We start from the raw sequence: 26015 nt of genomic DNA on the forward strand, positions 1-26015 counted from the left end.
TTTCCTAAGCATGACGGAGGAGTGGGATTCGCGCGAATATGTCACGAAAATTTGAAGATTAGGCGATTTTCACCAGCGCGCGACCGTGGAACTGGTTGTCCATGATCTTACTGGCATAGTCCGGCGCCTGGCTAAGGGTTATCTCCGTGGCGCTCTGAGTGTAGAACGATTCTGGCAGGTCGCGTACCAGACGTTCCCATGCCTCTGTTCGACGCGCCGCAGGTGTCATCACGGAATCCACGCCCTGCAGGCGGACGTTACGCAGAATAAAGGGCATCACGGTGGTTGGCAGGGCAAATCCGCCCGCCAGCCCGCAGGCCGCCACGCAGCCGCCGTAGTTCATCTGCGCCAGCACTTTTGCCAGCACCTTGTCTCCAACGGTATCCACCGCCCCGGCCCAGACCTGTTTTTCCAGCGGACGGGTTTCCGCGAATTCGTCGCGGCCAAGAATGCGGCTGGCACCGAGCTGGCGCAGGTAGTCGTGGGTACTTTCACGGCCGGTCACCGCCGCGACCTGATAGCCCAGCTTGTGCAGCAGCGTGACCGCCGTGCTGCCCACGCCGCCGCTGGCGCCGGTGACGACAATTTCCCCCGACTCAGGGCGGATGCCCGCCTCTTCCAGCGCCATCACGCACAGCATGGCGGTAAAGCCCGCGGTGCCGACGATCATCGCCTTGCGGCCATCCATGCCTTTCGGCATCGGTACCAGCCAGTCGCCCTTCACGCGCGCCTGTGTGGCCAGCCCGCCCCAGTGATTTTCACCTACGCCCCAGCCGGTGAGCAGCACCTGCTGGCCCGGATGGAAGCGCGGATCCTCGCTGGTATGAACCCGGCCCGCGAAGTCAATTCCCGGCACCATAGGGAAATTTCGGATGATTTTACCCTTACCGGTAATCGCCAGCGCATCTTTATAATTTAAACTGGACCAGTCGATGTCGACGGTGACGTCGCCTTCCGGCAGGCGATGCTCTTCTACCGCCTGCACCGAGGCAAGCGTTTTGCCGTCCTGCTGTTCTAAGATCAAAGCCTGCATACGGGGTCCTCTGTCCTCTCGACTCAGATGATTGGAAAATAATTTGTGAAGACTATACTCGCTCAGGGAAACGCAGTGCCGATTTAACGCAATAAATTGCCAGATACGCCCGATTTGGTAGTATGCCGCATTTGAAATGCAAGTTAGCGCTTACTCGCTACCCCATCAACCCACGGAGTAATCTCAAGGATGCGATTAACGACGAAGTTCTCAGCTTTTATCACCTTGCTGACGGGGCTTACCATTTTTGTCACCCTTCTGGGCTGTTCTTTGAGCTTTTACAACGCCATTCAGGACAAGCTGGTCAATCGGGTACAGTCTGTTGCATCGGTGATTGATACGCGCCTGCTGACAACGCCGCTACCGGCGCTTACTCGCGAGCTTGATGAGTTGATGGTACCTGTTGATATTGTTCAGATCGACATTCAGCAGGGAACGCATCGTGTGTTGAGCCACGAACGCTCGGGAAGCTACCATCCTGCGGGCGTAGTGAGCCAGTACCGGGAAGTGACGGTGCACTCCCTTAAAAATCCGGGGATGACCATACGCATGGTCTACCTCGATCCGATGGCCAGCTATTTCCGTTCCATGATGACCACCGCGCCGCTCACCGTCGCCGTTGCGTTTATCGTCCTGCTGATTTTTCTCGCGGTCCGCTGGCTGCGCCGCCAGCTCTCCGGCCAGGAACTCCTGGAGATGCGCTCCGTAAGGATCCTGAACGGCGAACGAGGCCCGCAGGTGCGCGGCTCTGTTCACGAGTGGCCGGCACGCGCCAGCAGCGCGCTGGATACCCTGCTCTCCGAAATCCAGTTTGCCAGCGACCAGCGCAGCCGTATGGATACGCTGATCCGCTCTTATGCGGCGCAGGATAATAAAACCGGCCTTAATAACCGCCTTTTCTTTGATAATCAGCTCGCCACGCTGCTCGACGATTCAGAAAAAGTGGGGACGCACGGGGTCGTGATGATGATTCGCCTGCCCGATTTCGATCTCCTGCGCGACACCTGGGGACAGCGGGTTGCGGAAGAAAATCTCTTTACGCTGATCAACCTGCTCTCCACCTTTATTATGCGCTACCCGGGCGCGCTGCTGGCCCGCTATCACCGCAGCGACTTTGCCGTGCTGTTGCCGCACCGCACGCTGAAGGAGTCGGAAAGCATCGCCAGCCAGCTGCTGAAGGCGGTGGATGCGCTGCCGCAAAGCAAAATGCTCGACAGGGACGATATGGTCCACATGGGGATCTGCGCCTGGCGCGGTGGGCAATCGACAGAACAGGTGATGGAGCATGCGGAAGCCGCCACCCGCAACGCGGTGTTGCAGGGGGCCAACGGATGGGCGGTTTACGATGACTCGCTGCCGGAAAAAGGGCGCGGCAACGTGCGCTGGCGTACGTTGATTGAGCAAATGCTGAGCCGCGGCGGGCCACGTATCTATCAAAAACCCGCGGTCATGAAAAACGGCAACGTGCATCATCGTGAACTGATGTGTCGTATTTTTGACGGGACGGAAGAGGTGATCTCGGCGGAATATCTGCCGATGGTGCTGCAATTTGGCCTGTCCGAAGAGTATGACCGCCAGCAAATTACCCGCCTGATGCCGTTTTTATCCTTCTGGCCGGAAGAAAACCTCGCGTTACAGGTGACCGTGGAGTCGTTAATACGTCCCCGTTTCCAGCGCTGGTTACGTGATACATTAATGCAGTGCGAAAAATCGCAACGCAAACACATTATTTTTGAACTTGCTGAGGCTGATGTAGGTCAACACATCAGCCGGTTACGTCCGGTGGTACGTTTGATCAACGCGCTGGGCGCGCGTGTTGCGGTGACGCAGGCAGGCTTAACGCTGGTCAGTACCGACTGGATCAAGGAGCTGGATGTCGAGTTATTAAAGCTCCATCCAGGGCTGGTAAGGAATATTGAGAAGCGTACGGAAAACCAGCTGCTGGTGCAGAGTCTGGTAGAAGCCTGCAAGGGAACGCGAACACAAGTATTTGCTACGGGCGTGCGGTCCAGAGCCGAATGGCAGATGTTAACAGAGCGCGGCGTCATGGGTGGTCAGGGGGATTTTTTTGCTGCCTCTCAGCCGCTTGACACCAACGTGAAAAAATATTTGCAAAGATACTCTGTTTGACCTGCCGTTTACGCTGTTTTCACGTAGAATATCGCGCCTGTAGCTTTGAGTATGTCGAGCAAAAAGCCAGTGAACGACCTTTAACGGGTTACAAACGTCAGTGGGGAACGCTACTGTTTACTCAGCCCTGAGGGAGTCAGGGGATGATTTTGTAACATCAGGAAACGTACTGCACAAATTTTCACCGTTGCAGATGATTTTTGCGCCTTGTCGCTGCTGCGTGTGGTTGGTAAAGTAAGCGGATTTTGTTTTCCGCCCCAGCTTTCAGGATTATCCCTTAGTATGTTGAAAAAATTTCGTGGCATGTTTTCCAATGACCTGTCCATTGACCTGGGTACCGCGAATACCCTTATTTACGTAAAAGGACAAGGCATCGTATTGAATGAGCCTTCCGTTGTGGCCATTCGTCAGGATCGTGCAGGCTCGCCGAAAAGCGTGGCCGCAGTGGGTCATGACGCGAAGCAGATGCTGGGTCGTACCCCTGGCAACATCGCCGCTATTCGCCCAATGAAAGACGGCGTTATCGCCGACTTCTTCGTGACTGAAAAAATGCTTCAGCACTTCATCAAGCAGGTTCACAGCAACAGCTTCATGCGTCCAAGCCCGCGTGTTCTGGTATGTGTGCCGGTTGGCGCAACCCAGGTAGAACGTCGCGCTATCCGTGAATCTGCCCAGGGTGCAGGGGCACGTGAAGTGTTCCTGATTGAAGAACCAATGGCTGCAGCCATCGGTGCGGGTCTGCCAGTGTCTGAAGCAACCGGTTCTATGGTGGTGGACATCGGTGGTGGTACCACTGAAGTGGCCGTTATCTCTCTGAACGGCGTGGTGTACTCCTCTTCCGTACGTATCGGCGGTGACCGCTTCGACGAAGCCATCATTAATTATGTGCGCCGTAACTACGGCTCTCTGATCGGTGAAGCCACCGCAGAGCGTATCAAACACGAAATCGGCTCTGCGTATCCGGGCGATGAAGTGCGTGAGATCGAAGTGCGCGGCCGTAACCTGGCTGAAGGTGTACCACGCGGTTTCACCCTGAACTCTAACGAAATTCTGGAAGCACTGCAGGAACCGCTGACGGGCATCGTGAGCGCGGTAATGGTTGCGCTGGAACAGTGTCCGCCGGAGCTGGCGTCCGATATCTCCGAGCGCGGTATGGTTCTGACCGGTGGTGGTGCGCTGCTGCGTAACCTCGACCGCCTGTTAATGGAAGAGACAGGTATTCCTGTCGTAGTTGCAGAAGATCCACTGACTTGCGTCGCCCGTGGTGGTGGCAAGGCGCTGGAAATGATCGACATGCACGGCGGCGATTTGTTCAGCGAAGAGTAGTCGAGTTTGAGAGGGTAGCAATTTGCTACCCTTTCTCTCTGACGCGAGAATACGCATAGCCTATGAAGCCAATTTTTAGCCGTGGCCCATCGCTACAGTTTCGCCTCATTCTGGCGGTTCTGGTTGCGCTTGGGGTCATTATTGCCGATAGCCGCCTCGGTACGTTCAGCCAAATCAGAACGTACATGGATACCGCCGTCAGTCCTTTCTACTTTGTTTCAAATGGTCCCCGTGAACTGCTCGACTCCGTTTCTCAAACGCTGTCTTCGCGCGACCAACTCGAACTCGAAAACCGGGCATTACGTCAGGAACTGTTGCTGAAAAACAGTGAACTGCTGATGCTGGGGCAATACAAGCAGGAAAACGCGCGTCTGCGCGAACTGCTCGGCTCGCCGCTGCGTCAGGATGAGCAGAAAATGGTCACTCAGGTGATCTCGACCGTGAACGACCCCTACAGCGATCAGGTTGTGATCGACAAAGGGAGCGTGAACGGCGTGTATGAAGGTCAGCCTGTTATCAGTGATAAAGGCGTTGTGGGCCAGGTTGTCGCCGTGGCTAAACTGACCAGCCGCGTGCTGCTGATTTGCGATGCCACGCATGCGCTGCCGATCCAGGTTCTGCGCAACGACATCCGCGTGATTGCGGCCGGAAACGGCTGTACGGACGACCTGCAGCTGGAACACCTGCCGGCAAACACGGATATCCGCGTGGGTGACGTGCTGGTGACCTCCGGTCTGGGTGGCCGCTTCCCTGAAGGCTATCCGGTTGCGGTGGTCTCTTCGGTGAAGCTGGATACGCAGCGTGCCTATACCGTGATTCAGGCGCGTCCAACCGCCGGTTTACAGCGTTTGCGCTATCTGCTGCTGCTGTGGGGCGCCGATCGTAACGGTGCTAACCCGATGACGCCTGAAGAGGTGCATCGTGTGGCGAATGAGCGCCTGATGCAGATGATGCCGCAGGTTCTCCCGCCAGCGGATTCCATGGGGCCACCTGCGCCAGTTCCGGCGCCGGCAACAGGGTTAACGCAGCCGCTGCCGGATGCGCCGCCACCGCCTAAACTCTCTTCGGGAGGGCAGTAGTGGCAAGCTATCGTAGCCAGGGACGCTGGGTCATCTGGCTCTCGTTTCTCATCGCGCTGTTACTTCAAGTGATGCCCTGGCCGGATAACATTCTTGTTTTCCGGCCAAACTGGGTATTGCTCATTTTGCTCTACTGGATCCTTGCCCTGCCGCATCGCGTAAATGTCGGCACAGGTTTTGTGATGGGTGCCATACTGGATCTCATCAGTGGCTCTACGCTTGGCGTACGCGCCTTGTCCATGAGTATTATTGCGTACCTCGTCGCACTCAAATTCCAGCTCTTTCGCAACCTCGCGCTCTGGCAACAGGCCCTGGTGGTGATGCTGTTGTCGCTTGCTGCGGATATCGTTGTTTTCTGGGCAGAGTTTTTAGTGATCAACGTCTCTTTCCGACCGGAAGTGTTCTGGAGTAGTGTAGTAAACGGTGTGCTCTGGCCATGGCTGTTCCTGCTGATGCGTAAGGTTCGCCAGCAGTTTGCTGTGCAATAAAAGGTTTCTATGACGTCTTTGTATCTCGCTTCCGGCTCTCCGCGCCGTCAGGAACTCCTGACGCAGCTCGGGGTCTCTTTTGAACGCATCGTGACCGGCATTGAAGAAAAACGTGCTGAGGGTGAAAGTGCTCAACAGTACGTGTCACGTCTGGCGCGCGAAAAAGCGAAGGCGGGCGTGGCCAGTGTGCCACGCGATCTTCCCGTGCTGGGAGCAGATACCATCGTTATTCTTAACGGTGAAGTGCTGGAGAAACCGCGCGACGCCGATGATGCGGCGCGCATGCTGCGCAAAATGTCCGGACAAACGCATCAGGTGATGACCGCCGTCGCGCTGGCTGACAGCCAGCACGTGCTGGATTGCCTGGTGGTGACAGAAGTGACGTTCAGAGTGCTTACCGACGACGACATCGCCGCGTATATTGCCAGCGGTGAACCGATGGATAAAGCAGGTGCATACGGTATTCAGGGGCTGGGTGGCTGTTTTGTCAGGAAGATTCATGGCAGCTATCACGCCGTAGTCGGCTTACCGCTGGTGGAAACGTATGAGTTGCTGAGCAATTTTAACTCACTGCGTGAGGGAAGGGATAATTATGACGGCTGAATTGTTGGTAAACGTAACGCCATCGGAAACCCGTGTGGCCTATATTGATGGTGGCATTCTTCAGGAAATTCATATTGAGCGTGAAGCGCGGCGCGGAATAGTAGGCAATATCTACAAAGGTCGTGTCAGTCGTGTACTACCGGGTATGCAGGCGGCTTTTGTAGATATTGGACTCGATAAGGCGGCGTTTTTACATGCCTCCGATATCATGCCGCACACCGAGTGCGTCGCGGGCGAAGAGCAAAAGCAGTTTGCCGTGCGCGATATTTCCGAGCTGGTGCGTCAGGGACAGGATCTGATGGTACAGGTGGTGAAAGATCCCCTCGGTACCAAAGGCGCCCGTCTGACCACCGACATCACCTTACCTTCCCGCTATCTGGTCTTTATGCCGGGCGCGTCGCACGTGGGCGTTTCACAGCGTATTGAGAGCGAAAGCGAGCGCGAGCGTCTGAAAAAAGTGGTCAGCGCCTACTGCGATGAGCAGGGCGGGTTTATCATCCGCACCGCGGCGGAAGGGATTAGCGAAGAAGATCTGGCCTCGGATGCGGCTTACCTGAAGCGCGTCTGGACCAAAGTGATGGAGCGTAAAAAACGCAACCAGACCCGCTACCAGCTTTACGGTGAGCTGGCGCTGGCGCAGCGCGTTCTGCGCGACTTTGCCGATGCGCAGCTCGACCGCATTCGCGTGGACTCTCGCCTGACGTATGAGGCCCTGCTGGAGTTTACCGCTGAATACATTCCGGAAATGCCGGGCCTGCTGGAGCATTACACCGGGCGTCAGCCGATCTTCGATCTCTATGATGTCGAAAACGAGATCCAGCGCGCCCTTGAGCGTAAGGTCGAACTGAAGTCAGGCGGGTATCTGATCATCGACCAGACCGAAGCGATGACCACGGTCGACATTAACACCGGCGCGTTTGTCGGCCATCGCAACCTGGATGACACCATCTTCAACACCAACATCGAAGCCACGCAGGCGATTGCGCGCCAGCTGCGTCTGCGCAATCTGGGCGGCATTATCATCATCGACTTTATCGATATGAGTAATGAAGACCACCGCCGCCGGGTGCTACATTCTCTGGAGCAGGCGCTGAGTAAAGACCGCGTGAAAACCAGCATCAACGGCTTCTCACAGCTGGGGCTGGTGGAAATGACGCGTAAGCGTACCCGTGAAAGCGTTGAGCATGTGCTGTGTAATGAATGCCCAACCTGCCATGGACGCGGAACGGTAAAGACGGTTGAGACCGTCTGCTACGAAATTATGCGAGAAATCGTCCGTGTTCATCACGCCTACGACTCCGATCGTTTTCTGGTCTATGCTTCCCCTGCGGTGGCTGAAGCGCTGAAAGGCGAAGAGTCACACGCGCTGGCGGAAGTGGAAATCTTTGTCGGCAAACAGGTAAAAGTACAAATTGAACCGCTCTATAACCAGGAGCAGTTTGACGTCGTGATGATGTAAAACGCAGTACGCTGCGTGACGAAAGCTGACAAGGAGAGATGCGTGAGGCGATTGCCGGGGATTTTATTGCTTACAGGGGCAACGCTGGTCGTGATTGTCGCGTTGCTCGTGAGCGGGCTACGCCTCGTATTGCCGCATCTGGACAGCTGGCGTCCGCAGCTGCTGGCGAAAATCGAATCCACTACCGGCGTGCCGGTCAACGTCAGCCAGATTAGCGCTAGCTGGCAGAATTTTGGCCCGACGCTCGATGTCCGCGACATCAACGCCAGCCTGAAAGACGGTGGCCACCTCAACATCAAACGCGTGACCCTGGCGCTGGACGTCTGGCAAAGCCTGCTGCATTTTCGCTGGCAGTTCCGCGATCTCACCTTTTACCAGCTCCAGTTTCTGACCAATACGCCAATCTCCGGCGGTGATAATAGTCAGGAACTGGAAGCTAACCATTTCAGCGATCTCTTCCTCCGCCAGTTCGATCATTTCGATCTGCGCGACAGTGAGGTGAGCTTTATTACGCTTTCCGGCCAGCGCGCCGAACTCGCGATCCCGCAGCTAACCTGGCTCAACGGCAAAAATCGACACCGCGCTGAAGGACAGGTGAGCCTCTCCAGCCTGAACGGCCAGCATGGCGTGATGCAGGTGCGCATGGATCTGCGGGACGATGACGGCCTGTTAAACAACGGCAAAGTCTGGCTGCAGGCCGACGACGTCGACGTGAAGCCGTGGCTGGGCGACTGGATCCAGCAGAATATGCAGCTGGAAACGGCCCGCTTCAGCCTTGAAGGCTGGCTGACCCTGACGAAAGGTGAATTTGCCAGCGGCGATATCTGGCTCAAACAGGGGGGCGCAAGCTGGAAAGGCGAAAAACAGCAGCATCAGCTTTCCGTCGATAACCTCACCGCACACGTAACGCAGGAAAAAGAGGGCTGGCAGTTTGCCATTCCGGATACGCGCATCACCATGGACGGCAAGCCGTGGCCGCGCGGTGCGCTGACGCTGGCCTGGATGCCGGAGCAGGACGTGGGCGGCAAGGGCAGTAAACGCAGCGACGAGCTGCGCATCCGCGCCAGCAATCTCGATTTAGCTGCCATTGAAGGGCTGCGCTCGATGGCGGCAAAGATTTCCCCGGACCTCGGCGAAATCTGGCTGGCAACGCAGCCGAGCGGGCAGATAGACGCTCTGGCGCTGGATATCCCGCTGCAGGCGACGGAAAAAACCCGCTTCCAGGCAACGTGGAAAGATCTTGCCTGGAAGCAGTGGAAGCTGCTGCCGGGGGCGGAGCACTTTAGCGGCAAGCTGGAAGGCAGCGTGGAAAACGGCAGGCTGACGGTAGATATGCACAATGCCAAAATGCCTTACGAGACGGTCTTCCGCGCGCCGCTGGAAATCGAACAGGGCAACGCGGTACTGAACTGGCTTCGCAACGATAAGGGTTTCCAGCTTGATGGCCGCCATATCGATGTGAAAGCCAAAGCGGTGCACGCGCGCGGCGACTTCCGCTATCTGCAGCCTGATGGTGATGAACCGTGGCTGGGGATTCTGGCCGGGATCAGTACCGATGACGGCTCTCAGGCCTGGCGCTATTTCCCGGAAAACCTGATGGGCAAAGCGCTGGTAGACTATCTGAGCGGTGCGATTCAGGGCGGGCAGGCGGACAACGCCACGCTGGTCTACGGCGGTAATCCGCATCTTTTTCCGTACAAACATAATGAAGGCCAGTTCCAGGTCCTGGTGCCGCTGCACAACGCCACCTTCGCGTTCCAGCCGGGCTGGCCCGCGCTGGAAAACCTGGATATCGAGCTTAACTTCCTCAATGACGGGCTGTGGATGAAGTCCGACAGCGTGGCGCTGGGCGGCGTAACGGCCAGCAACCTGACGGCCAACATTCCGGACTACTCAAAAGAGAAGCTGCTGATTGACGCCGACATCAGCGGTCCCGGCAAGGCGGTAGGACCGTACTTTGAGGACACCCCCCTGAAAGAGTCGCTGGCCGCCACGCTTCAGCAGCTCCAGCTTGATGGCGATGTGAATGCTCGCTTACATCTTGATATCCCGCTGGACGGAGAGATGACCACCGCCAAAGGTGACGTTCGTCTGAAGAACAACAGCCTGTACATCAAACCCCTTGAGAGCACCCTGAAAAACCTCAGCGGGCAGTTTAGCTTTGTGAACGGTAACCTCAGGAGCGAGCCGCTGACCGCCAGCTGGTTTAACCAGCCGGTGAATATTGACTTCACCACCACCGAGGGTGAAAAGGCCTATCAGGTGGCCGTCAATCTGGACGGTAACTGGCAGCCAGCGCGAATGGATGTCCTGCCGAAGCCGCTTGAGGCGTCAGTAGCCGGCGCGGTCGCCTGGCAGGGGAAAGTGGCCATCGATCTGCCTTATCACGCGGGTGCCCAGTACAAGGTCGACATCACCGGCGATCTGAAAAACCTTCGCAGTCAGCTTCCTGCGCCGCTGGATAAACAGGCCGGGCAGCCGCTGCCGGTCAAGCTTAACGTCGATGGCAATCTGAACAGCTTCGCGCTGACCGGAAGCGCGGGCGGGACAAACCACTTCAACAGCCGCTGGCTGCTTAACAAAAAGCTCACTCTCGACAAAGCCATCTGGACAACGGATAGCCGCTCCACGCCGCCGCTGCCGGAGCAGGCGGGCATTGAGCTGAATCTCCCGCCGATGGACGGTGCAGAGTGGCTGGCGTTGTTCCAGAAAGGCGTTGGGCAAAATGTCGATCAAACCGCTCAGTTCCCGCAAACCATTACCGTACGCACTCCGTCGCTGATGCTGGGCGGACAGCAGTGGAACAACCTGAGTATTGTTTCGCAGCCTGTCGTTAACGGCACGAAGGTGGAGGCCCAGGGCAGAGAGATCAACGGTACGCTGACCATGCGCGATCGCGCGCCGTGGCAGGCGGCAATCCGCTACCTCTACTACAATCCGGCAAGCGCCGCGAGCGGAAAAGACAAACCGGCAGCCACGTCACCGCTGGGTCAAACCTCCCGCATCGATTTTAGCGGCTGGCCCGATCTCCAGCTGCGCTGCGCGGAGTGCTGGCTGTGGGGGCAAAAATACGGTCGTATCGACGGTGATTTCGCTATCCGGGCAAACACGCTTACGCTTTCCGGCGGCCTGGTTGATACCGGTTTTGGCCGCATGACGGCCGCCGGGGAATGGGTCAATAAGCCGGGCGAGCAGCGAACGTCCCTGAAGGGCGATATTAAAGGCAACAAGCTGGATGCGGCAGCCAATTTCTTTGGCATCACCACGCCGCTGCGCGGCTCGTCATTTGACGTCGATTACGATCTTCACTGGCGTGATGCCCCGTGGAGGCCTGATGAAGCCTCGCTGAACGGCATTCTGAAAACCCGCTTCGGCAAAGGTGAAATCGCCGACGTGAGCACGGGGCGCGCCGGACAGATCCTGCGCCTGCTGAGTTTTGATGCGCTGCTGCGCAAGCTGCGTTTCGACTTCAGCGATACCTTCAGCGAAGGTTTCTACTACGATTCCATCCGCAGCACTGCCTGGATCAAAGATGGCGTTCTGCATACCGATGACACGCTGGTGGACGGCCTGGAGGCGGATATCGCCATGAAAGGCTCCGTTAACCTCGTGCGCCGCGAGCTGGATATGGAAGCCGTCGTGGCGCCGGAAATTTCCGCGAGCGTGGGCGTTGCGGCGGCCTTTGTGGTGAACCCGATTGTCGGTGCGGCGGTATTTGCCGCCAGCAAGGTGCTGGGGCCACTGTGGAGCAAGGTCTCCATTCTGCGCTACCGTATTACCGGTCCGGTCGATAAACCGCAGATTAACGAGGTGCTGCGCCAGCCGCGCAAAGATGCACAGCAATGATTTGACGTGGGCAGGTAATTGCCTCACTCTCAATAAATACGATCTTTTTACCGCCACGGGCGGCAACGAACGAGTAGCAATACGATGAGTCTGAACCTGGTAAGTGAACATTTGCTCGCAGCGAACGGCCTGAGCCATCAGGACCTGTTCTCCATTCTTGGTCAACTGACCGAACGCCGTCTCGACTACGGCGATCTCTATTTCCAGTCGAGCTATCACGAATCCTGGGTTTTAGAAGACAGCATCATTAAAGATGGCTCTTACAACATCGACCAGGGCGTCGGCGTCCGTGCCGTCAGCGGGGAAAAAACCGGTTTTGCCTATGCCGACCAGATTAGCCTTGCCGCACTTGAGCAGAGCGCGCAGGCCGCGCGCACCATCGTGCGCGATACCGGTGACGGTCGTGTGAAAACCCTGGGAGAAGTGCAGCACTCTGCGCTCTATACCAGCATCGATCCGCTCCAGAGCATGAGCCGTGAAGAGAAGCTGGACATCCTGCGCCGCGTGGACAAGGTCGCCCGCGCTGCGGATAAACGCGTGCAGGAAGTCTCTGCCAGCCTGAGCGGCGTGTATGAGTTGATTCTGGTGGCCGCAACGGACGGTACCCTCGCGGCGGATGTCCGCCCGCTGGTGCGTCTCTCCATTAGCGTGCAGGTCGATGACGACGGCAAGCGCGAGCGCGGCTCAAGCGGCGGCGGCGGTCGTTTCGGCTATGACTGGTTCCTGGCCGATGTCGACGGTGAAGCGCGCGCTGACGCGTGGGCAAAAGAAGCCGTTCGCATGGCGCTGGTGAATCTGAATGCCGTCGCGGCGCCGGCGGGGTCATTCCCTGTGGTGCTGGGCGCCGGCTGGCCGGGCGTACTGCTGCATGAGGCGGTGGGTCACGGTCTGGAAGGCGACTTTAACCGTCGCGGAACGTCCGTGTTCAGCGGTCAGATCGGACAGCTCGTCTCCTCTGAGCTGTGCACCGTAGTGGATGACGGCACCATGCGCGATCGTCGCGGCTCGGTGGCTATCGACGATGAAGGCACTCCGGGCCAGTACAATGTGCTGATCGAAAACGGCGTGCTGAAAGGCTACATGCAGGACAAACTCAACGCGCGCCTGATGGGCGTTGCGCCGACGGGCAACGGCCGCCGTGAATCTTACGCACACCTGCCGATGCCGCGCATGACCAATACTTACATGCTGCCGGGAAAATCTACGCCGCAGGAAATTATCGAATCCGTTGATTACGGTATCTTTGCGCCTAACTTTGGCGGCGGCCAGGTGGACATCACCTCCGGTAAGTTTGTTTTCTCCACGTCAGAAGCGTATCTGATCGAGAAAGGTAAAGTGACCAAAGCGGTGAAAGGTGCAACCCTGATTGGCTCCGGTATTGAAGCCATGCAGCAGATCTCGATGGTCGGCAACGATCTCAAGCTGGATAACGGCGTAGGCGTCTGCGGCAAAGAGGGCCAGAGCCTGCCGGTGGGCGTGGGCCAGCCAACGCTGAAGGTGGACAACCTGACGGTGGGCGGTACCGCCTGACCTGACCACGCATAAAAAAATGGCGCTACCGATGTAGCGCCTTTTTTTTAACGTAAGTTACCCAGCGGTATCTCCGGATCCGGCTCGTGAGTGATGCGGTTACGCAAGTCACGACGAATGATTTCGATCGACCAGAACCAGACCAGATGGCCCACGATCTCTGACACGTGTTCATACCACGGCAGCTCGAACAGCGGTGGCGTCAGCCCCATCAGCGGGAAGGAGATCATATGCACAAAAAGCTGAGCTAACGCACCCGCCAGCAAACCCTGCCAGAGTTTAATTTTCGGGAAGACTTCTGCCACTACACAATAGCCTACGGCGAAGACGATTGAGAAAATAATATGCGTCACGCCGACCCAGTTAAATATATGTCCGGCAAATGTATAAACTGCCGCGTTAGGGTCAACAACGCCCAGCCAGTCGCGTAAAAATACATAGGGAGGGTTTAAAAAATTACGTGAGCAGTCAATCTGGCTTGCGGCCCTTATTAATTGCTCAGGTCCACATGCGCCGGTGAATAAATCGGTGGGGCTGCGGGGCGGAAGCGGCACTTCGGCTCCCCATTTGACAAAGGCGGAGACAATACCTGCAATTAAACCGATGAACGCGGCGAGCCCATAGCGCCTGCGTGAAGGCGGTGTTTGTTCAAAGAGATTCATTTCTTTTCCTTGTTTAACGTCATCCTGCGGAATACATTTTATTATTCATATCAGTAACAAATTAATAACAGCCTGATGAACAGACTGCATATAAAGTAATGGGCGGGCGGCAGGAGTGTCAATTAGCTATTCCTGATAGTAACGAGGGAATATTCCAGAATGCGGATGTGATTCATCCTGGAAATATTCATCGCTCATATACTTTCACGGATAAATCGATTATTCCTTTCTTCTTCCGCGCATGCCCTGAAACAGCTCCGCCACGTCCACAAAATACTCGGTCAGATAGTTAATACACACCTGTACCTTGAGAGGGAGTTTGTCTTTTTCGGTATACAGGGCGTACACCGGACGCGGATCGGACTGATAGCGTGGGAAGAGGATCTCCAGCACGCCGCTGTTAATCTCGTTGATCACCCACATTAGGGGGACGTAGGCGATCCCGGCCCCGGCCACCAGCCAGCGCGAAATGGTCATCGGATCGTTAGTGACAAACCGCCCTTCCGGCAGCAGCCTGGTGGAGATCCCTTCCGGGGCAATCAGCTCAAATTCATTGTCGGGCCGCACGCTGTACTCCAGCCACGAGTGGTTGGTGAGATCGGCAGGCTTCTCCGGAACACCGTACTGCGCCAGATAGCTCTTCGAGGCGCAGACGACCATCGGCATGCTCCCCAGTCGACGCGAGAACAGGCTGGAATCCTGCAGCGCGCCGACGCGGATCACCACATCCAGCCCGTCGGCAATCAGATCCGGCGCCGGGATACCCGTCACCAGATTGACGGTCAGCCCGGGGTACTCCTTCAGCATATCCGCAGTCATGGCAGCGAGAACATTTTGTGCCATAGTTGAAGAACACCCGATGCGCAGCGTACCAATGGGGGTGTTGTTGAAGGCGTAGAGCTGTTCGTGGACGTCCTGCACTTCGTGCATCATGCGTCGGCAACCCTGATAGTAAATTTTACCCGCTTCCGTCAGCCCAATGCTGCGGGTACTGCGGTTGAGCAGCTTGACCTGAAGCTCATCTTCCAGTTTAGACACCGTCTGGCTGATGGATGAGACGCTCATCTGAAGCTGGCGTGCCGCGGCGGTAAACGAACCCAGTTCAACCACTTTGGCAAAGACCGACATGCGTTTTAAACGTTCCATTGTTCACTCTGGCTTAAAAGTGATTTAGAACACATATTATAGATAACAGCATAACAGTTACGTTAATATATTATTTATTACATAACGGCTGCGCCATTCTCGCCCGGCGTTTCTTGCCCTCCTGCGAAGGCGCACGCTAAAAAATTCTGAAGCCTGCACTCTCTCTTATCAAGGTCAACATGAGTCTGTTTCCCGTTATCGTGGTGTTCGGTCTGTCGTTCCCACCGATATTTTTCGAGCTTCTTTTATCACTGGCGATCTTCTGGCTGGTGCGCAAGGTGCTGGTCCCTACCGGGATCTACGATTTCGTCTGGCACCCTGCATTGTTCAATACCGCGCTGTATTGCTGCCTGTTTTACCTGATATCGCGCATGTTTGTCTGAGGTTGATGTGAAAACGCTAACAAGAAAAATCTCCCGCACTGCCATCACCATGGCGCTGGTTATCCTCGCCTTCATCGCTATTTTCCGCGCCTGGGTTTATTACACCGAATCGCCGTGGACGCGTGATGCACGCTTCAGCGCCGATGTGGTGGCCATCGCCCCTGACGTGGCCGGTCTTATCACGGCGGTCAACGTCCACGATAACCAGCTGGTGAAGAAAGATCAGGTGCTGTTCACCATCGACCAGCCTCGCTATCAGAAAGCGCTAGAAGAGGCGGAAGCCGACGTGGCCTATTACCAGGCGCTGGCTTCGGAGAAACGCCGCGAGGCAGGCCGCCGCAATCAGCTGGGCGTTCAGGCCATGTCCCGCGAAGAGATCGATCAGTCCAACAACGTGCTGCAAACCGTGCTGCACCAGCTGGCGAAAGCGCAAGCCACGCGCGATCTCGCTAAGCTCGATCTGGAGCGCACCGTGATCCGCGCCCCGTCGGATGGTTGGGTGACCAACCTGAACGTCTATGCCGGGGAATTCATTACCCGTGGTTCAACCGCCGTGGCGCTGGTAAAGCAGAACTCCTTCTACGTGCTCGCCTATATGGAAGAGACCAAGCTGGAAGGCGTACGTCCGGGCTATCGGGCAGAAATTACGCCGCTGGGCAGCAACCGCGTCTTTAAAGGTACCGTCGACAGCGTCGCGGCAGGGGTGACTAACTCCAGCAGCTCGAACGATGCCAAAGGGATGGCAACGGTGGATTCCAACCTGGAGTGGGTGCGTCTGGCCCAGCGGGTGCCGGTGCGTATCCATCTGGACGAACAGCAGGGCAACCTGTGGCCTGCGGGGACCACGGCGACGGTGGTGATTACCGGTGAAAAAGACAGGGATGCCAGCCAGGACTCGTTCTTCCGTAAAATCGCCCACCGCCTGCGCGAGTTTGGTTAATCGCTATGGGCATTTTTTCCATCGCCAGCCAGCACATTCGCTTCGCCGTGAAGCTGGCGTGCGCCATTGTGCTGGCGCTATTTGTCGGCTTCCACTTCCAGCTTGAAACGCCTCGCTGGGCAGTGCTGACGGCCGCCATTGTTGCGGCGGGTCCGGCCTTCGCCGCGGGTGGAGAGCCTTACTCTGGTGCGATCCGCTATCGCGGGATGCTGCGTATCATCGGGACGTTCATCGGCTGTTTTGCGGCGCTCACCATTATTATTCTGATGATCCGCACCCCACTGCTGATGCTGATGGTCTGTTGCATCTGGGCGGGTTTTTGTACCTGGATCTCGTCTCTGGTGAAGGTGGAGAACTCCTACGCCTGGGGTCTGGCGGGCTATACCGCGCTGATTATTATCATCACCATCCAGTCCGAGCCGCTGCTTGCTCCTCAGTTTGCGGTAGAGCGCTGCAGCGAAATTGTGATTGGTATTGTCAGTGCGATTGTCGCGGACCTGCTGTTCTCCCCGCGCTCCATCAAGCAGGAAGTCGACCGTGAGCTTGATGCCCTGATTGTCGCCCAGTACCAGCTGATGCAGCTCTGCATTAAGCATGGCGACAGCGAAGAGGTGGATAAAGCCTGGAGCGGGCTGGTTCGCCGAACCCAGGCGCTGGAAGGGATGCGCAGCAACCTTAACATGGAGTCGTCACGCTGGGCCCGCGCGAATCGTCGCCTGAAAGCCCTCAACACCGTCTCTCTGACGCTGATTACCCAGGCATGCGAAACCTACCTGATTCAGAACACCCGGCCGGAAGCGGTCACCGATACGTTCCGCGAACTGTTTGCCGAGCCGGTAGAAACCGTGCAGGACGTGCATAAGCAGCTTAAGCGCATGCGCCGGGTGATTGCCTGGACCGGGGAGCGCGACACGCCGGTAACCATCTACACCTGGGTCGGCGCCGCGACGCGCTATCTGCTCCTGAAACGCGGCGTGATCGGCAACACCAAAATCAGCGCGGCGGAAGAAGAGGTGCTGCAGGGAGAAGTGGTGATCAAGGCGGAATCCGCCGAGCATCATCACGCCATGGTCAACTTCTGGCGTACCACGCTCGCCTGCATGCTCGGCACGCTGTTCTGGCTGTGGACGGGCTGGACGTCCGGCAGCGGCGCAATGGTGATGATTGCTGTCGTAACCGCGCTGGCGATGCGTCTGCCTAACCCGCGTATGGTCGCCATTGATTTTCTGTACGGCACCATTGCCGCGCTGCCGATTGGCGCGCTCTATTTCCTGGTCATCATCCCGTCGACGCAGCAGAGCATGCTGCTGCTCTGTATTAGCCTGGCGGTGATGGCGTTCTTTATCGGCATTGAGGTGCAAAAGCGGCGGCTGGGATCGTTGGGGGCGCTGGCGAGTACGATTAACATCATCGTGCTGGATAACCCGATGACCTTCCATTTCAGCCAGTTCCTCGACAGCGCGTTAGGTCAGCTGGTGGGCTGCTTCCTGGCAATGATGGTGATTCTGCTGGTTCGCGATAATTCGCAGGCAAGGACGGGGCGCGTGTTGTTGAACCAGTTTGTGTCGGCGGCCGTGTCGTCGATGACAACCAATACCGCGCGCCGTAAAGAGAACCACCTTCCCGCGCTCTATCAGCAGCTGTTTTTACTGCTGAACAAGTTCCCGGGCGATATCGCGAAGTTCCGCCTGGCGTTAACCATGATCATCGCACACCAGCGCCTGCGTAACGCGCCCGTGCCGATAAACGACGATCTGTCGGCCTGGCACCGCCAGCTGCGTCGTACCGCCGATCATGTGCTTTCTGCCAGCAGCGATGACAAACGGCGTCGTTACTTTACGCAGCTGCTTGAAGAGCTCGACATCTATCAGGAGAAGCTCAAGCACTGGGAGGCGCCGCCTCAGGTGACCGAGCCGGTAGGACGGCTGGTGTTTATGCTGCATCGCTACCAGAATGCCCTCACGGATAACTGACTGAAGTAAAAAAACCGACGCCAAAAGCGTCGGTTTTTTTGTGGCTATACTTATTCCAGCACGTTCTTACATTTCAGGAAGGGAGGACACATGACGACCCAGGCGCTTCAGGACCATATCCTTTTTCAGACCGGTTATCTGGTCAACGGCATTTGGAAAACGCTGGACACAACGTTTGATGTGCTGAACCCCGCGACCGGTGAGGTCATTGCTAAAGTTGCAAAAGCGGGTAAAGCGCAAACCGAAGACGCAATCGCTGCGGCGACCAAAGCCTTCCCGGCCTGGCGTGCCAAAACCGCGAAAGAACGCTCGGCCATTCTGTACCGCTGGTACGAACTGATTATTGAGAATAAAAGCTGGCTCGGGCGACTAATGACCACCGAGCAGGGTAAACCGCTGAAAGAGGCGGAGGGGGAAGTCGAGTACGCCGCCAGCTTTATCCAGTGGTTTGCTGAAGAGGCCAAGCGCGCGAACGGCGAAATTATTCCACCAATCAAACCCGGCTCGCGCATTCTGGCAACCCGCGAACCCATTGGCGTGGTCGCGGCGATAACGCCGTGGAACTTCCCGATGGCCATGCTCACCCGCAAGTTAGGCCCGGCGCTGGCGGCAGGGTGTACCGGGGTGATCAAACCGGCCAATAACACCCCGCTCAGTGCCTTTGCGCTGCTTGCGCTGGCTAAACAGGCCGGTGTCCCCGACGGCGTGCTCAACGCCGTGGCCGGGAATACGCATGAGATCAGCGATGCGATCATGGCCAGCCGCGACGTGCGTAAAATCTCCTTTACCGGTTCAACCTCCGTCGGCAAAACGTTGGTGCGCAACGCCGCCGAAACCATGAAGAAGGTCTCGATGGAGCTGGGGGGCAATGCGCCGTATATCGTTTTTGAGGATGCGGACATTGATGCGGCGGTTAAGGGAGCGATTGCCAACAAGTTCCGCAATGCCGGGCAGGTCTGCGTCAGCGTTAACCGTTTTTACATTCAGGAAACCGTCTACGACAGGTTTGTGAATAAACTTGCCGATGCCGTGAAGGCGCTGAAGGTGGGTAATGGTCTTGAGGACGGCGTCGTCGTCGGGCCGCTAATTGAATCTTCTGCGCTCGATAAGGTGCGGGAGCATGTCGACGATGCCGTCGCCCGAGGCGCAACCGTGCTGGCAGGCGGTAAGCCCCATCCGCTTGGCGGGAACTTCTGGATGCCAACCGTGCTGGGCGACTGCCATGAAGGCATGAAGCTGGCTGAAGAAGAGACGTTTGGCCCGGTTGCGGCGTGCTTCCGCTTCACCTCTGAAGATGAAGTCATCCAGCGCGCCAATAACACGCCCTACGGGCTGGCGGCTTACTTCTATACCCAAAATCTCTCGCGGGTCTTCCGCGTTTCGCAGGCCATCGAGAGTGGGATGATCGGCATTAACGAGTGCGCCGTTTCCACGGAACTGGGTCCCTTTGGCGGCGTAAAAGAGTCAGGTCTTGGACGCGAGGGCTCCGTGCTGGGGCTGGAAGAGTATCTGGAAGTGAAAACCCTGCATATCGGGGGATTATAATAAACAGGGCGGCATCTGCCGCTCGCCTGGACAGGGTAGCTGGCAATGAAAACCTATACGTTTGATTTTGATGAGATTGACAGTCAGGAAGACTTCTACCGTGAATTTATTCGGGTGTTTGAGCTTGAACGGGAGAGCGTGACGAATCTGGATACGCTGTGGGACGTGGTCACCGGCAGCCAGTTGCCGCTACCGCTGGAAATTGAGTTCATCCATTTGCCCGAAAAGCTGCGCAGACGCTTTGGCGCGCTGATATTGCTGTTCGATGAAGCGGAAGAAGAGCTGGAAGGACAGCTGCGCTTTAACGCGCGGCATTGAATGAAAAAAGCCCCTGACCATGAGGCCAGGGGCAAGTCGTATGATGAGATACGACGAGGGTTTATTTATACAGTTCTGCCGTGGCATGCCAGTGGTCGCCCTGATTCAGTTCGGTGACGCGATAGCTGCTGGCGCCTGCTTTTTCAGCTTTGGCGGCAAGTTCGTGACGAATATCCATCGGTGAACCGGTGACAGACGTGACGGAGACGCTGCCCATACGCTGGAGATTCTGTGCCTGTTCGGCATTTACCTGCTGTACGGCTGCGCTCGCACCGAAAGAGAGAACGGAAGCCAGACCGAGGGTTGCGATGATCAATTGAGTTTTCATAGTCTTTACTCCTGAATAGGGTTTTTGACTCAACAGCGAGAAGGGTTGAACCGCTATTTTTATGCCTGGTGCCGTTGAGTGAAGATTTACGTTTTCAGTTATTACTAAAACTTATTTGTACAGCTCAGCGGTGGCGTGCCAGTGGTCGCCCGAACGCGCTTCGATGATGCGATAGGATGACGCACCCTTTTCTTCCGCTTTTTTGTTCAGCATCTCATGCATGTCCATTGGTGATGTGCCTACCGCACCGACAGAAACCGTACCGATGGACTGGCGGGATTGCGCCTGGTCAGCATTGATGGCGTCAGCCGCGAAAGCACCAAATGACAGGACAGACAGGACGCTCAGCGCCGCTACAGTTGTTTTGATTTTCATGATTCTTACCTCGTCGAATTTTTTAGTGGGGTCTTGTTTCGTGACCCTCATCACAAAATCAAGTATACACTAATAACGGCAAAAATTAATACCAGACTAATGGTTTCTATTGTTATTACGTGTTAACTGCGCGGTTTTTTATAACCAATTTGCATAATATTGGGTGTTTTTTGTACTTAATTGAAGGTTATATCTAATTAAATCATATGGATATCTGCTTTTGATTTTTTGTGCGATTTTTTGATTTAGCATTCACCAGATGAATGTTAATGGGCGGTAAAAAGCACTATTTGTTAAAGTGAAGGGCAGCAGAAAAGAGGGGGAAATGCAGCGGAAGTAGAACGATCCCCGCAGCGGCGCTACGGGGAGAGGGGTTTAGAGTTCCTGTTCGAACAGAACCAGAATCGCTTCGTGGAGATCTTTCACCGAGAAACCGCTGGCCGGTGTGGTAAAGATGGTGTCATCTCCGGCGATAGTGCCGAGGATACCTTCCGTTTTACCCAACGAGTCCAGCATGCGGGCAATCAGCTGTGCCGCACCGGGGCTTGTGTGGATTACCACAACGGCGTCGTTATGATCGATATCCAGAACCAGATTTTTGAGCGGGCTGGAGGTGGTCGGCACGCCAAGTTCTGCCGGCAGGCAATAGACCATCTCCATCTTGGCGTTACGGGTACGCACCGCGCCAAACTTGGTTAACATGCGGGAGACTTTCGACTGATTGATGTTATCGAAGCCTTGTTCCTGCAGCGCCTGAACGATTTCTCCCTGAGAACTGAATTTCTCTTCTTTGAGTAGCGCCTTAAACGCCTTTACTAATTCTTCTTGCTTAGACGAGCTTCGCATAAGTCACCCGGAATATGACGATAGAAACAACATTATTATGCATGTGGATGAATTTTTATGCAAATTATCTACCGAGCGGTAGGCTGAAATAATGTTATGAAAGGGAGTGATTTTATCAGATTTCGTTATCAGAAAACATGCCTGGGTCACGCCGCGCAAATAAGCTTAAAAGTAAATTAAATGTTATCAAAATGATGTTGTTTTGGTGGCGGGGCAGGGTGTATTGTAACCACCTCTTAAAGCGTTGCCCTCTGTCGTCAGATAGTCTTCTGGTGAGAGATAAAGTCGCGTGACCTCAAATTCTTTAGCTACGAAAATTGTAATTATTTACCTGCTGAATTATGGTCGCCGCAACGGATTTACAGATACTTAAGTTAACCATAATAAGGAGTTTAGGATGAAAGTCGCAGTCCTCGGCGCTGCTGGTGGTATCGGCCAGGCGCTTGCCCTACTACTGAAAACCCAACTGCCTTCAGGCTCAGAACTCTCCCTGTACGATATTGCCCCGGTAACCCCAGGTGTGGCGGTTGACCTGAGCCACATCCCGACCGCTGTTAAAATCAAAGGCTTCTCCGGTGAAGATGCACGCCCTGCCCTGCAGGGTGCCGACGTGGTGCTGATTTCTGCAGGCGTGGCGCGTAAGCCAGGCATGGATCGTTCAGACCTGTTCAACGTCAACGCGGGCATCGTGAAAAACCTGGTGCAGCAGATTGCAGAAGTCTGCCCGAAAGCGTGCATCGGGATCATCACCAACCCGGTGAACACCACCGTGGCTATCGCGGCAGAAGTGCTGAAGAAAGCGGGCGTTTACGACAAAAACAAACTGTTCGGCGTGACCACGCTGGATATCATCCGTTCCAACACCTTCGTTGCTGAGCTGAAAGGCAAACAGCCAACAGAAGTGGAAGTGCCGGTTATTGGCGGTCACTCAGGCGTCACCATCCTGCCTCTGCTGTCGCAGATCCCAGGCGTGAGCTTCACCGAGCAGGAAGTGGCTGATCTGACTAAACGCATCCAGAACGCGGGCACCGAAGTGGTGGAAGCGAAGGCGGGTGGCGGTTCTGCAACCCTGTCTATGGGCCAGGCGGCTGCACGTTTCGGTCTGTCACTGGTTCGCGCGCTGCAGGGCGAGAAAGGCGTTGTTGAATGCGCTTACGTTGAAGGCGATGGCGAACACGCCCGCTTCTTCTCTCAGCCGCTGCTGCTGGGTAAAAACGGTATTGAAGAGCGTAAGTCTATTGGCACGCTGAGCGCGTTTGAACAACACGCGATGGAAGGCATGCTGGATACGCTGAAGAAAGATATCACCCTGGGCGAAGAGTTCGTTAACAAGTAAAACGCACCGTCTCCCGGTAAAAAAAACGGAGCGTATCGCTCCGTTTTTTTATGCCTGTCAGTTCGTTGCCGGGTATTCCTGAATGGTGACCTGCAGCGTCAGTTTCTTATCGTTGCGCATGACTTCAACCGGGATGATAGAGCCCGGGCGAATTTCTGCCACCTGATCCATCGTCTCCAGCGCAGAGACCGCTGGCGTGCCGTTGACCGACACAATGACGTCATTCACCTGAATCCCCGCGTTGGCCGCCGGCCCCCCTGGCGACACCTCGTTAACCACGATGCCCTGGATTTGATCGATACCGCCGCCCTGGGTATGCATTGGAGCGATTTCGCGCCCGCCGATACCGATATAGCCGCGGATCACGCGTCCGTCGCGGATAAGCTTGTCCATAATCTTGGTTGCCAGCTGGAACGGAATGGCAAAGCCAATCCCTTCCGGCGTCTCGCCGTCGTTACTTTTATCGAACGAGAGGGTATTGATACCCATCAGCTCGCCCAGCGAGTTGACCAGCGCCCCCCCGGAGTTACCGTGGTTGATGGAGGCATCGGTTTGCAGGAAGTTCTGCCGCCCGGAGGGGTTCAAACCGATACGACCGGTCGCGCTGATAATCCCCTGGGTGATGGTCTGGCCCAGGTTGTAGGGGTTGCCGATAGCCAGGACGACGTCACCGATGTGCGGGGTACGTCTACGGTTGATCGGAATGACCGGCAAACCGCCCGTGGCGTTAATTTTCAGGACGGCCAGGTCGGTCAGGCTGTCAGACCCAACGAGCAAGGCCTCAAACACGCGGCCATCCTGCAGGGCGACGATGATCTGGTCGGCATCGTTAATGACGTGCTTGTTGGTAATAATGTAGCCGCGCTCGTCCATGATCACGCCGGAGCCGAGGGTACGGATCTCAAGCTGATTATGGGCGGAGGTGTTCAGGCCACGGTTATAAACGTTAACCACGGCAGGTGCGGCGCGGCGAACGGCCTGGTTATAGGTGGCCGGCGTTTCATCCGTGCTATCGAACCTGGGAGCCGACAGTTTATTGAACTGACGTAATGACGGCAGCGCCAGCAGCAGAAGGCCAGCGACAATCAAACCGATGACAATAGAACGTAAGAGCTTTAAAAGCATGATGCGCGTGTCGTTAAAAAAGGAACGATTTGCAGCATAACATGAGTTATCCGGACATCACACGCAGCGGTGATGTCCGGGTCGCAAATGCTTAGCGCAACAAAATATAGATGGATTCATTGCCACGCATGACCTGCAGGGCAATCACCGCCGGTTTACTCTCCAGCACCTTGCGCAGTTCGGCAATAGACTGCACGCGGTTGCGGTTTACGCCAATGATCACGTCATCCTGATGCAATCCCGCCTGGGCAGCGGGGCTGCTCTTCTCGACGGTGTCGACGCTAATGCCCTTCGTACCGTCTTTCAGCTGCCCATCGCTCAGCGTCGCCCCCTGCAGCGCCGGGGCGATAAGTTCCGCACTGGCCGAGGAGGAGGTGCTCTTGTCCAGCGTCACTTCCACGTCCAGCGGCTTGCCGTCACGGATCAGCCCCAGCTTCACTTTGGCGCCAGGTTCGGTTGTGGCAATCCGCGAACGCAGTTCTGCAAAGCTGCTCAGCGGTTTGTCGTTCAGGCTGACGATCACGTCGCCCGATTTGATCCCCGCTTTTGCCGAGCCGGAGTTAGGCAGCACTTCACTGACAAACGCCCCGCGCTGTACGTTGATGTTGAACGCTTTTGCAATATCCGCGCTCATCTCCATCCCTTTAATGCCCAGCAGCCCGCGCTTGATTTCACCGAACTGGATCAGCTGCTGTGCCAGCGTTTTGGCCATATTGCTGGGGATAGCAAAGCCGATCCCGATGCTGCCGCCGCCCGGGGCCAGAATCGCCGTGTTGATCCCAATCAGCTCGCCGTTAAGGTTAAGCAATGCCCCGCCGGAGTTCCCGCGGTTGATTGAGGCATCGGTCTGGATAAAGTTTTCCAGCCCTTCCAGGTTGAGGCCGCTGCGTCCCAGCGCGGAGACGATCCCGGAGGTGGCGGTTTGCCCTAAGCCAAAGGGGTTACCCACGGCAACGGCAAAGTCACCGACGCGCAGTTTGTCGGAATCCGCGATGGCAATCTGGGTCAGGTTGCTCGGGTTTTGCACCTGCAGCAGCGCGATGTCGCTCTGGTCATCGCCGCCAATCAGTTTGGCATCAAATTCGCGGCCATCGTTTAGCTGGACGCTGATTTTATCGGCCTGGCTGATGACATGGTTGTTGGTCAGGATATAGCCTTTCGCCGCATCAATAATGACGCCAGAACCCAGGCCTTCAAACGGCTGTGCCTGCTGCTCGGGCGACTCATCGCCAAAATATTTTTTCAGTTCTTCAGGGACGCGTTGGCTTTGTACCGCCGTGCCTTCAACCTGAACGCTGACGACCGCAGGCAACACTTTTTCCAGCATGGGTGCAAGGCTTGGAATGGCCGCCTGGCCGGGCACCTGGGTGGGAATGGCGGCGAAGACAGGGACGGACGCCGAGAGAGATAACCCGACACTTAACGCAATAGCGCTCAACAGCTGGTTTTTTTTCTTCATCGATGTTGACTCTCGTAACCTGGAATAAAGGAAAAACGGCCCCAAAAACACGTTGATGTTATTGAATTTTAAACCGCTGAACAAT

22 protein-coding genes are annotated in these 26015 nt (G+C 56.2%); 14 read left to right on the forward strand and 8 right to left on the reverse strand.

The genetic code is table 11. The features are described 5' to 3' along the window. Nucleotides 1–58: 58 nt before the first annotated feature. Nucleotides 59–1033, reverse strand: a complete 975-nt coding sequence (locus ACMWKK_RS11330) for an MDR family oxidoreductase (protein ID WP_045329672.1) — start codon at nucleotides 1031–1033, stop codon at nucleotides 59–61. Between the two features lie 189 nt (nucleotides 1034–1222). Here ACMWKK_RS11330 and csrD point away from each other — a divergent pair, with 189 nt between their 5' ends. The 8 genes from csrD to tldD all read left to right on the forward strand — a co-directional run bounded on the left by csrD (nucleotide 1223) and on the right by tldD (nucleotide 13494). Next, nucleotides 1223–3163, forward strand: coding sequence for an RNase E specificity factor CsrD (gene csrD, locus ACMWKK_RS11335; protein WP_047723262.1), 1941 nt, complete (start codon nucleotides 1223–1225; stop codon nucleotides 3161–3163). Nucleotides 3164–3445: 282 nt separating this feature from the next. Continuing rightward, nucleotides 3446–4489, forward strand: coding sequence for a rod shape-determining protein MreB (gene mreB, locus ACMWKK_RS11340; protein WP_000913396.1), 1044 nt, complete (start codon nucleotides 3446–3448; stop codon nucleotides 4487–4489). A gap of 62 nt (nucleotides 4490–4551) precedes the next feature. Next, a complete protein-coding gene (gene mreC, locus ACMWKK_RS11345; protein ID WP_023309400.1) occupies nucleotides 4552–5568 on the forward strand; it encodes a rod shape-determining protein MreC in 1017 nt (338 codons plus the stop codon). Further along, nucleotides 5568–6056 carry a rod shape-determining protein MreD gene (gene mreD / locus ACMWKK_RS11350; RefSeq protein WP_045329674.1) on the forward strand — a complete coding sequence of 163 codons (489 nt, stop codon included), beginning with the start codon at nucleotides 5568–5570 and terminating at the stop codon, nucleotides 6054–6056. The genes mreC and mreD overlap by 1 nt, the downstream gene beginning before the upstream one ends. 9 nt (nucleotides 6057–6065) lie before the next feature. After that, entirely contained in the window at nucleotides 6066–6659 is a 594-nt protein-coding gene (locus tag ACMWKK_RS11355; RefSeq protein ID WP_112780514.1) for a Maf family protein, read from the forward strand. Continuing rightward, complete coding sequence (gene rng, locus ACMWKK_RS11360) at nucleotides 6649–8118, forward strand: ribonuclease G (RefSeq protein WP_008502847.1); 1470 nt, start codon at nucleotides 6649–6651, stop codon at nucleotides 8116–8118. Before ACMWKK_RS11355 ends, rng begins: the two co-directional genes overlap by 11 nt. Before the next feature lie 42 nt (nucleotides 8119–8160). Continuing rightward, nucleotides 8161–11964 carry an AsmA2 domain-containing protein YhdP gene (yhdP, locus tag ACMWKK_RS11365; RefSeq protein ID WP_112780513.1) on the forward strand — a complete coding sequence of 1268 codons (3804 nt, stop codon included), beginning with the start codon at nucleotides 8161–8163 and terminating at the stop codon, nucleotides 11962–11964. Between the two features lie 84 nt (nucleotides 11965–12048). Next, entirely contained in the window at nucleotides 12049–13494 is a 1446-nt protein-coding gene (gene tldD, locus ACMWKK_RS11370; protein ID WP_047716087.1) for a metalloprotease TldD, read from the forward strand. Nucleotides 13495–13541: 47 nt separating this feature from the next. Here tldD and ACMWKK_RS11375 read toward each other — a convergent pair whose 3' ends face one another. Both ACMWKK_RS11375 and aaeR read right to left on the reverse strand, forming a co-directional pair. Continuing rightward, nucleotides 13542–14156 (reverse strand): YagU family protein, encoded by a 615-nt coding sequence (locus ACMWKK_RS11375; RefSeq protein ID WP_032642433.1) that lies wholly within the window; start codon nucleotides 14154–14156, stop codon nucleotides 13542–13544. 219 nt (nucleotides 14157–14375) lie between these two features. Continuing rightward, nucleotides 14376–15302: an HTH-type transcriptional activator AaeR gene (gene aaeR / locus ACMWKK_RS11380; RefSeq protein WP_032642431.1), complete on the reverse strand. Its 927-nt coding sequence runs from the start codon at nucleotides 15300–15302 to the stop codon at nucleotides 14376–14378. Nucleotides 15303–15481: 179 nt separating this feature from the next. Between aaeR and aaeX the strand changes: the two genes are divergently transcribed. From aaeX to ACMWKK_RS11405, 5 genes are all read left to right on the forward strand, one after another. Continuing rightward, nucleotides 15482–15685 carry a p-hydroxybenzoic acid efflux pump operon protein AaeX gene (gene aaeX, locus ACMWKK_RS11385; RefSeq protein ID WP_003860416.1) on the forward strand — a complete coding sequence of 68 codons (204 nt, stop codon included), beginning with the start codon at nucleotides 15482–15484 and terminating at the stop codon, nucleotides 15683–15685. A 7-nt stretch (nucleotides 15686–15692) separates the two neighbouring features. After that, nucleotides 15693–16625 carry a p-hydroxybenzoic acid efflux pump subunit AaeA gene (gene aaeA, locus ACMWKK_RS11390; protein WP_045329683.1) on the forward strand — a complete coding sequence of 311 codons (933 nt, stop codon included), beginning with the start codon at nucleotides 15693–15695 and terminating at the stop codon, nucleotides 16623–16625. A 5-nt stretch (nucleotides 16626–16630) separates the two neighbouring features. Then, nucleotides 16631–18598: a p-hydroxybenzoic acid efflux pump subunit AaeB gene (aaeB, locus tag ACMWKK_RS11395; protein WP_112780512.1), complete on the forward strand. Its 1968-nt coding sequence runs from the start codon at nucleotides 16631–16633 to the stop codon at nucleotides 18596–18598. Nucleotides 18599–18688: 90 nt separating this feature from the next. Continuing rightward, a complete protein-coding gene (locus ACMWKK_RS11400) occupies nucleotides 18689–20143 on the forward strand; it encodes an NAD-dependent succinate-semialdehyde dehydrogenase (protein ID WP_112780511.1) in 1455 nt (484 codons plus the stop codon). 45 nt (nucleotides 20144–20188) lie between these two features. Next, nucleotides 20189–20461 carry a barstar family protein gene (locus tag ACMWKK_RS11405; protein ID WP_112780510.1) on the forward strand — a complete coding sequence of 91 codons (273 nt, stop codon included), beginning with the start codon at nucleotides 20189–20191 and terminating at the stop codon, nucleotides 20459–20461. Between the two features lie 61 nt (nucleotides 20462–20522). On the opposite strand, the gene yhcN (ACMWKK_RS11410) is transcribed toward ACMWKK_RS11405, so the two are convergent. From yhcN (ACMWKK_RS11410) to argR, 3 genes are all read right to left on the reverse strand, one after another. Next, nucleotides 20523–20789: a peroxide/acid stress response protein YhcN gene (gene yhcN, locus ACMWKK_RS11410; protein ID WP_045329690.1), complete on the reverse strand. Its 267-nt coding sequence runs from the start codon at nucleotides 20787–20789 to the stop codon at nucleotides 20523–20525. 111 nt (nucleotides 20790–20900) lie between these two features. Beyond that, complete coding sequence (yhcN, locus tag ACMWKK_RS11415) at nucleotides 20901–21164, reverse strand: peroxide/acid stress response protein YhcN (protein ID WP_045329692.1); 264 nt, start codon at nucleotides 21162–21164, stop codon at nucleotides 20901–20903. Nucleotides 21165–21539: 375 nt separating this feature from the next. Then, entirely contained in the window at nucleotides 21540–22010 is a 471-nt protein-coding gene (gene argR / locus ACMWKK_RS11420) for a transcriptional regulator ArgR (RefSeq protein WP_023309388.1), read from the reverse strand. 397 nt (nucleotides 22011–22407) lie between these two features. Between argR and mdh the strand changes: the two genes are divergently transcribed. Further along, nucleotides 22408–23346 carry a malate dehydrogenase gene (gene mdh / locus ACMWKK_RS11425; protein ID WP_008502835.1) on the forward strand — a complete coding sequence of 313 codons (939 nt, stop codon included), beginning with the start codon at nucleotides 22408–22410 and terminating at the stop codon, nucleotides 23344–23346. A gap of 57 nt (nucleotides 23347–23403) precedes the next feature. Here the strand turns inward: mdh and degS are convergent, their stop codons facing one another. Together degS and degQ are read right to left on the reverse strand one after the other, a co-directional pair. Continuing rightward, a complete protein-coding gene (gene degS, locus ACMWKK_RS11430) occupies nucleotides 23404–24471 on the reverse strand; it encodes an outer membrane-stress sensor serine endopeptidase DegS (RefSeq protein WP_112780509.1) in 1068 nt (355 codons plus the stop codon). A gap of 91 nt (nucleotides 24472–24562) precedes the next feature. Continuing rightward, nucleotides 24563–25930 carry a serine endoprotease DegQ gene (degQ, locus tag ACMWKK_RS11435; protein WP_045329696.1) on the reverse strand — a complete coding sequence of 456 codons (1368 nt, stop codon included), beginning with the start codon at nucleotides 25928–25930 and terminating at the stop codon, nucleotides 24563–24565. Nucleotides 25931–26015 lie beyond the last annotated feature (85 nt).

Source organism: Enterobacter sp. 01-M-03-SI-ECC, from assembly GCF_047530215.1.
In the GTDB taxonomy this organism is placed as follows: domain Bacteria; phylum Pseudomonadota; class Gammaproteobacteria; order Enterobacterales; family Enterobacteriaceae; genus Enterobacter; species Enterobacter chengduensis.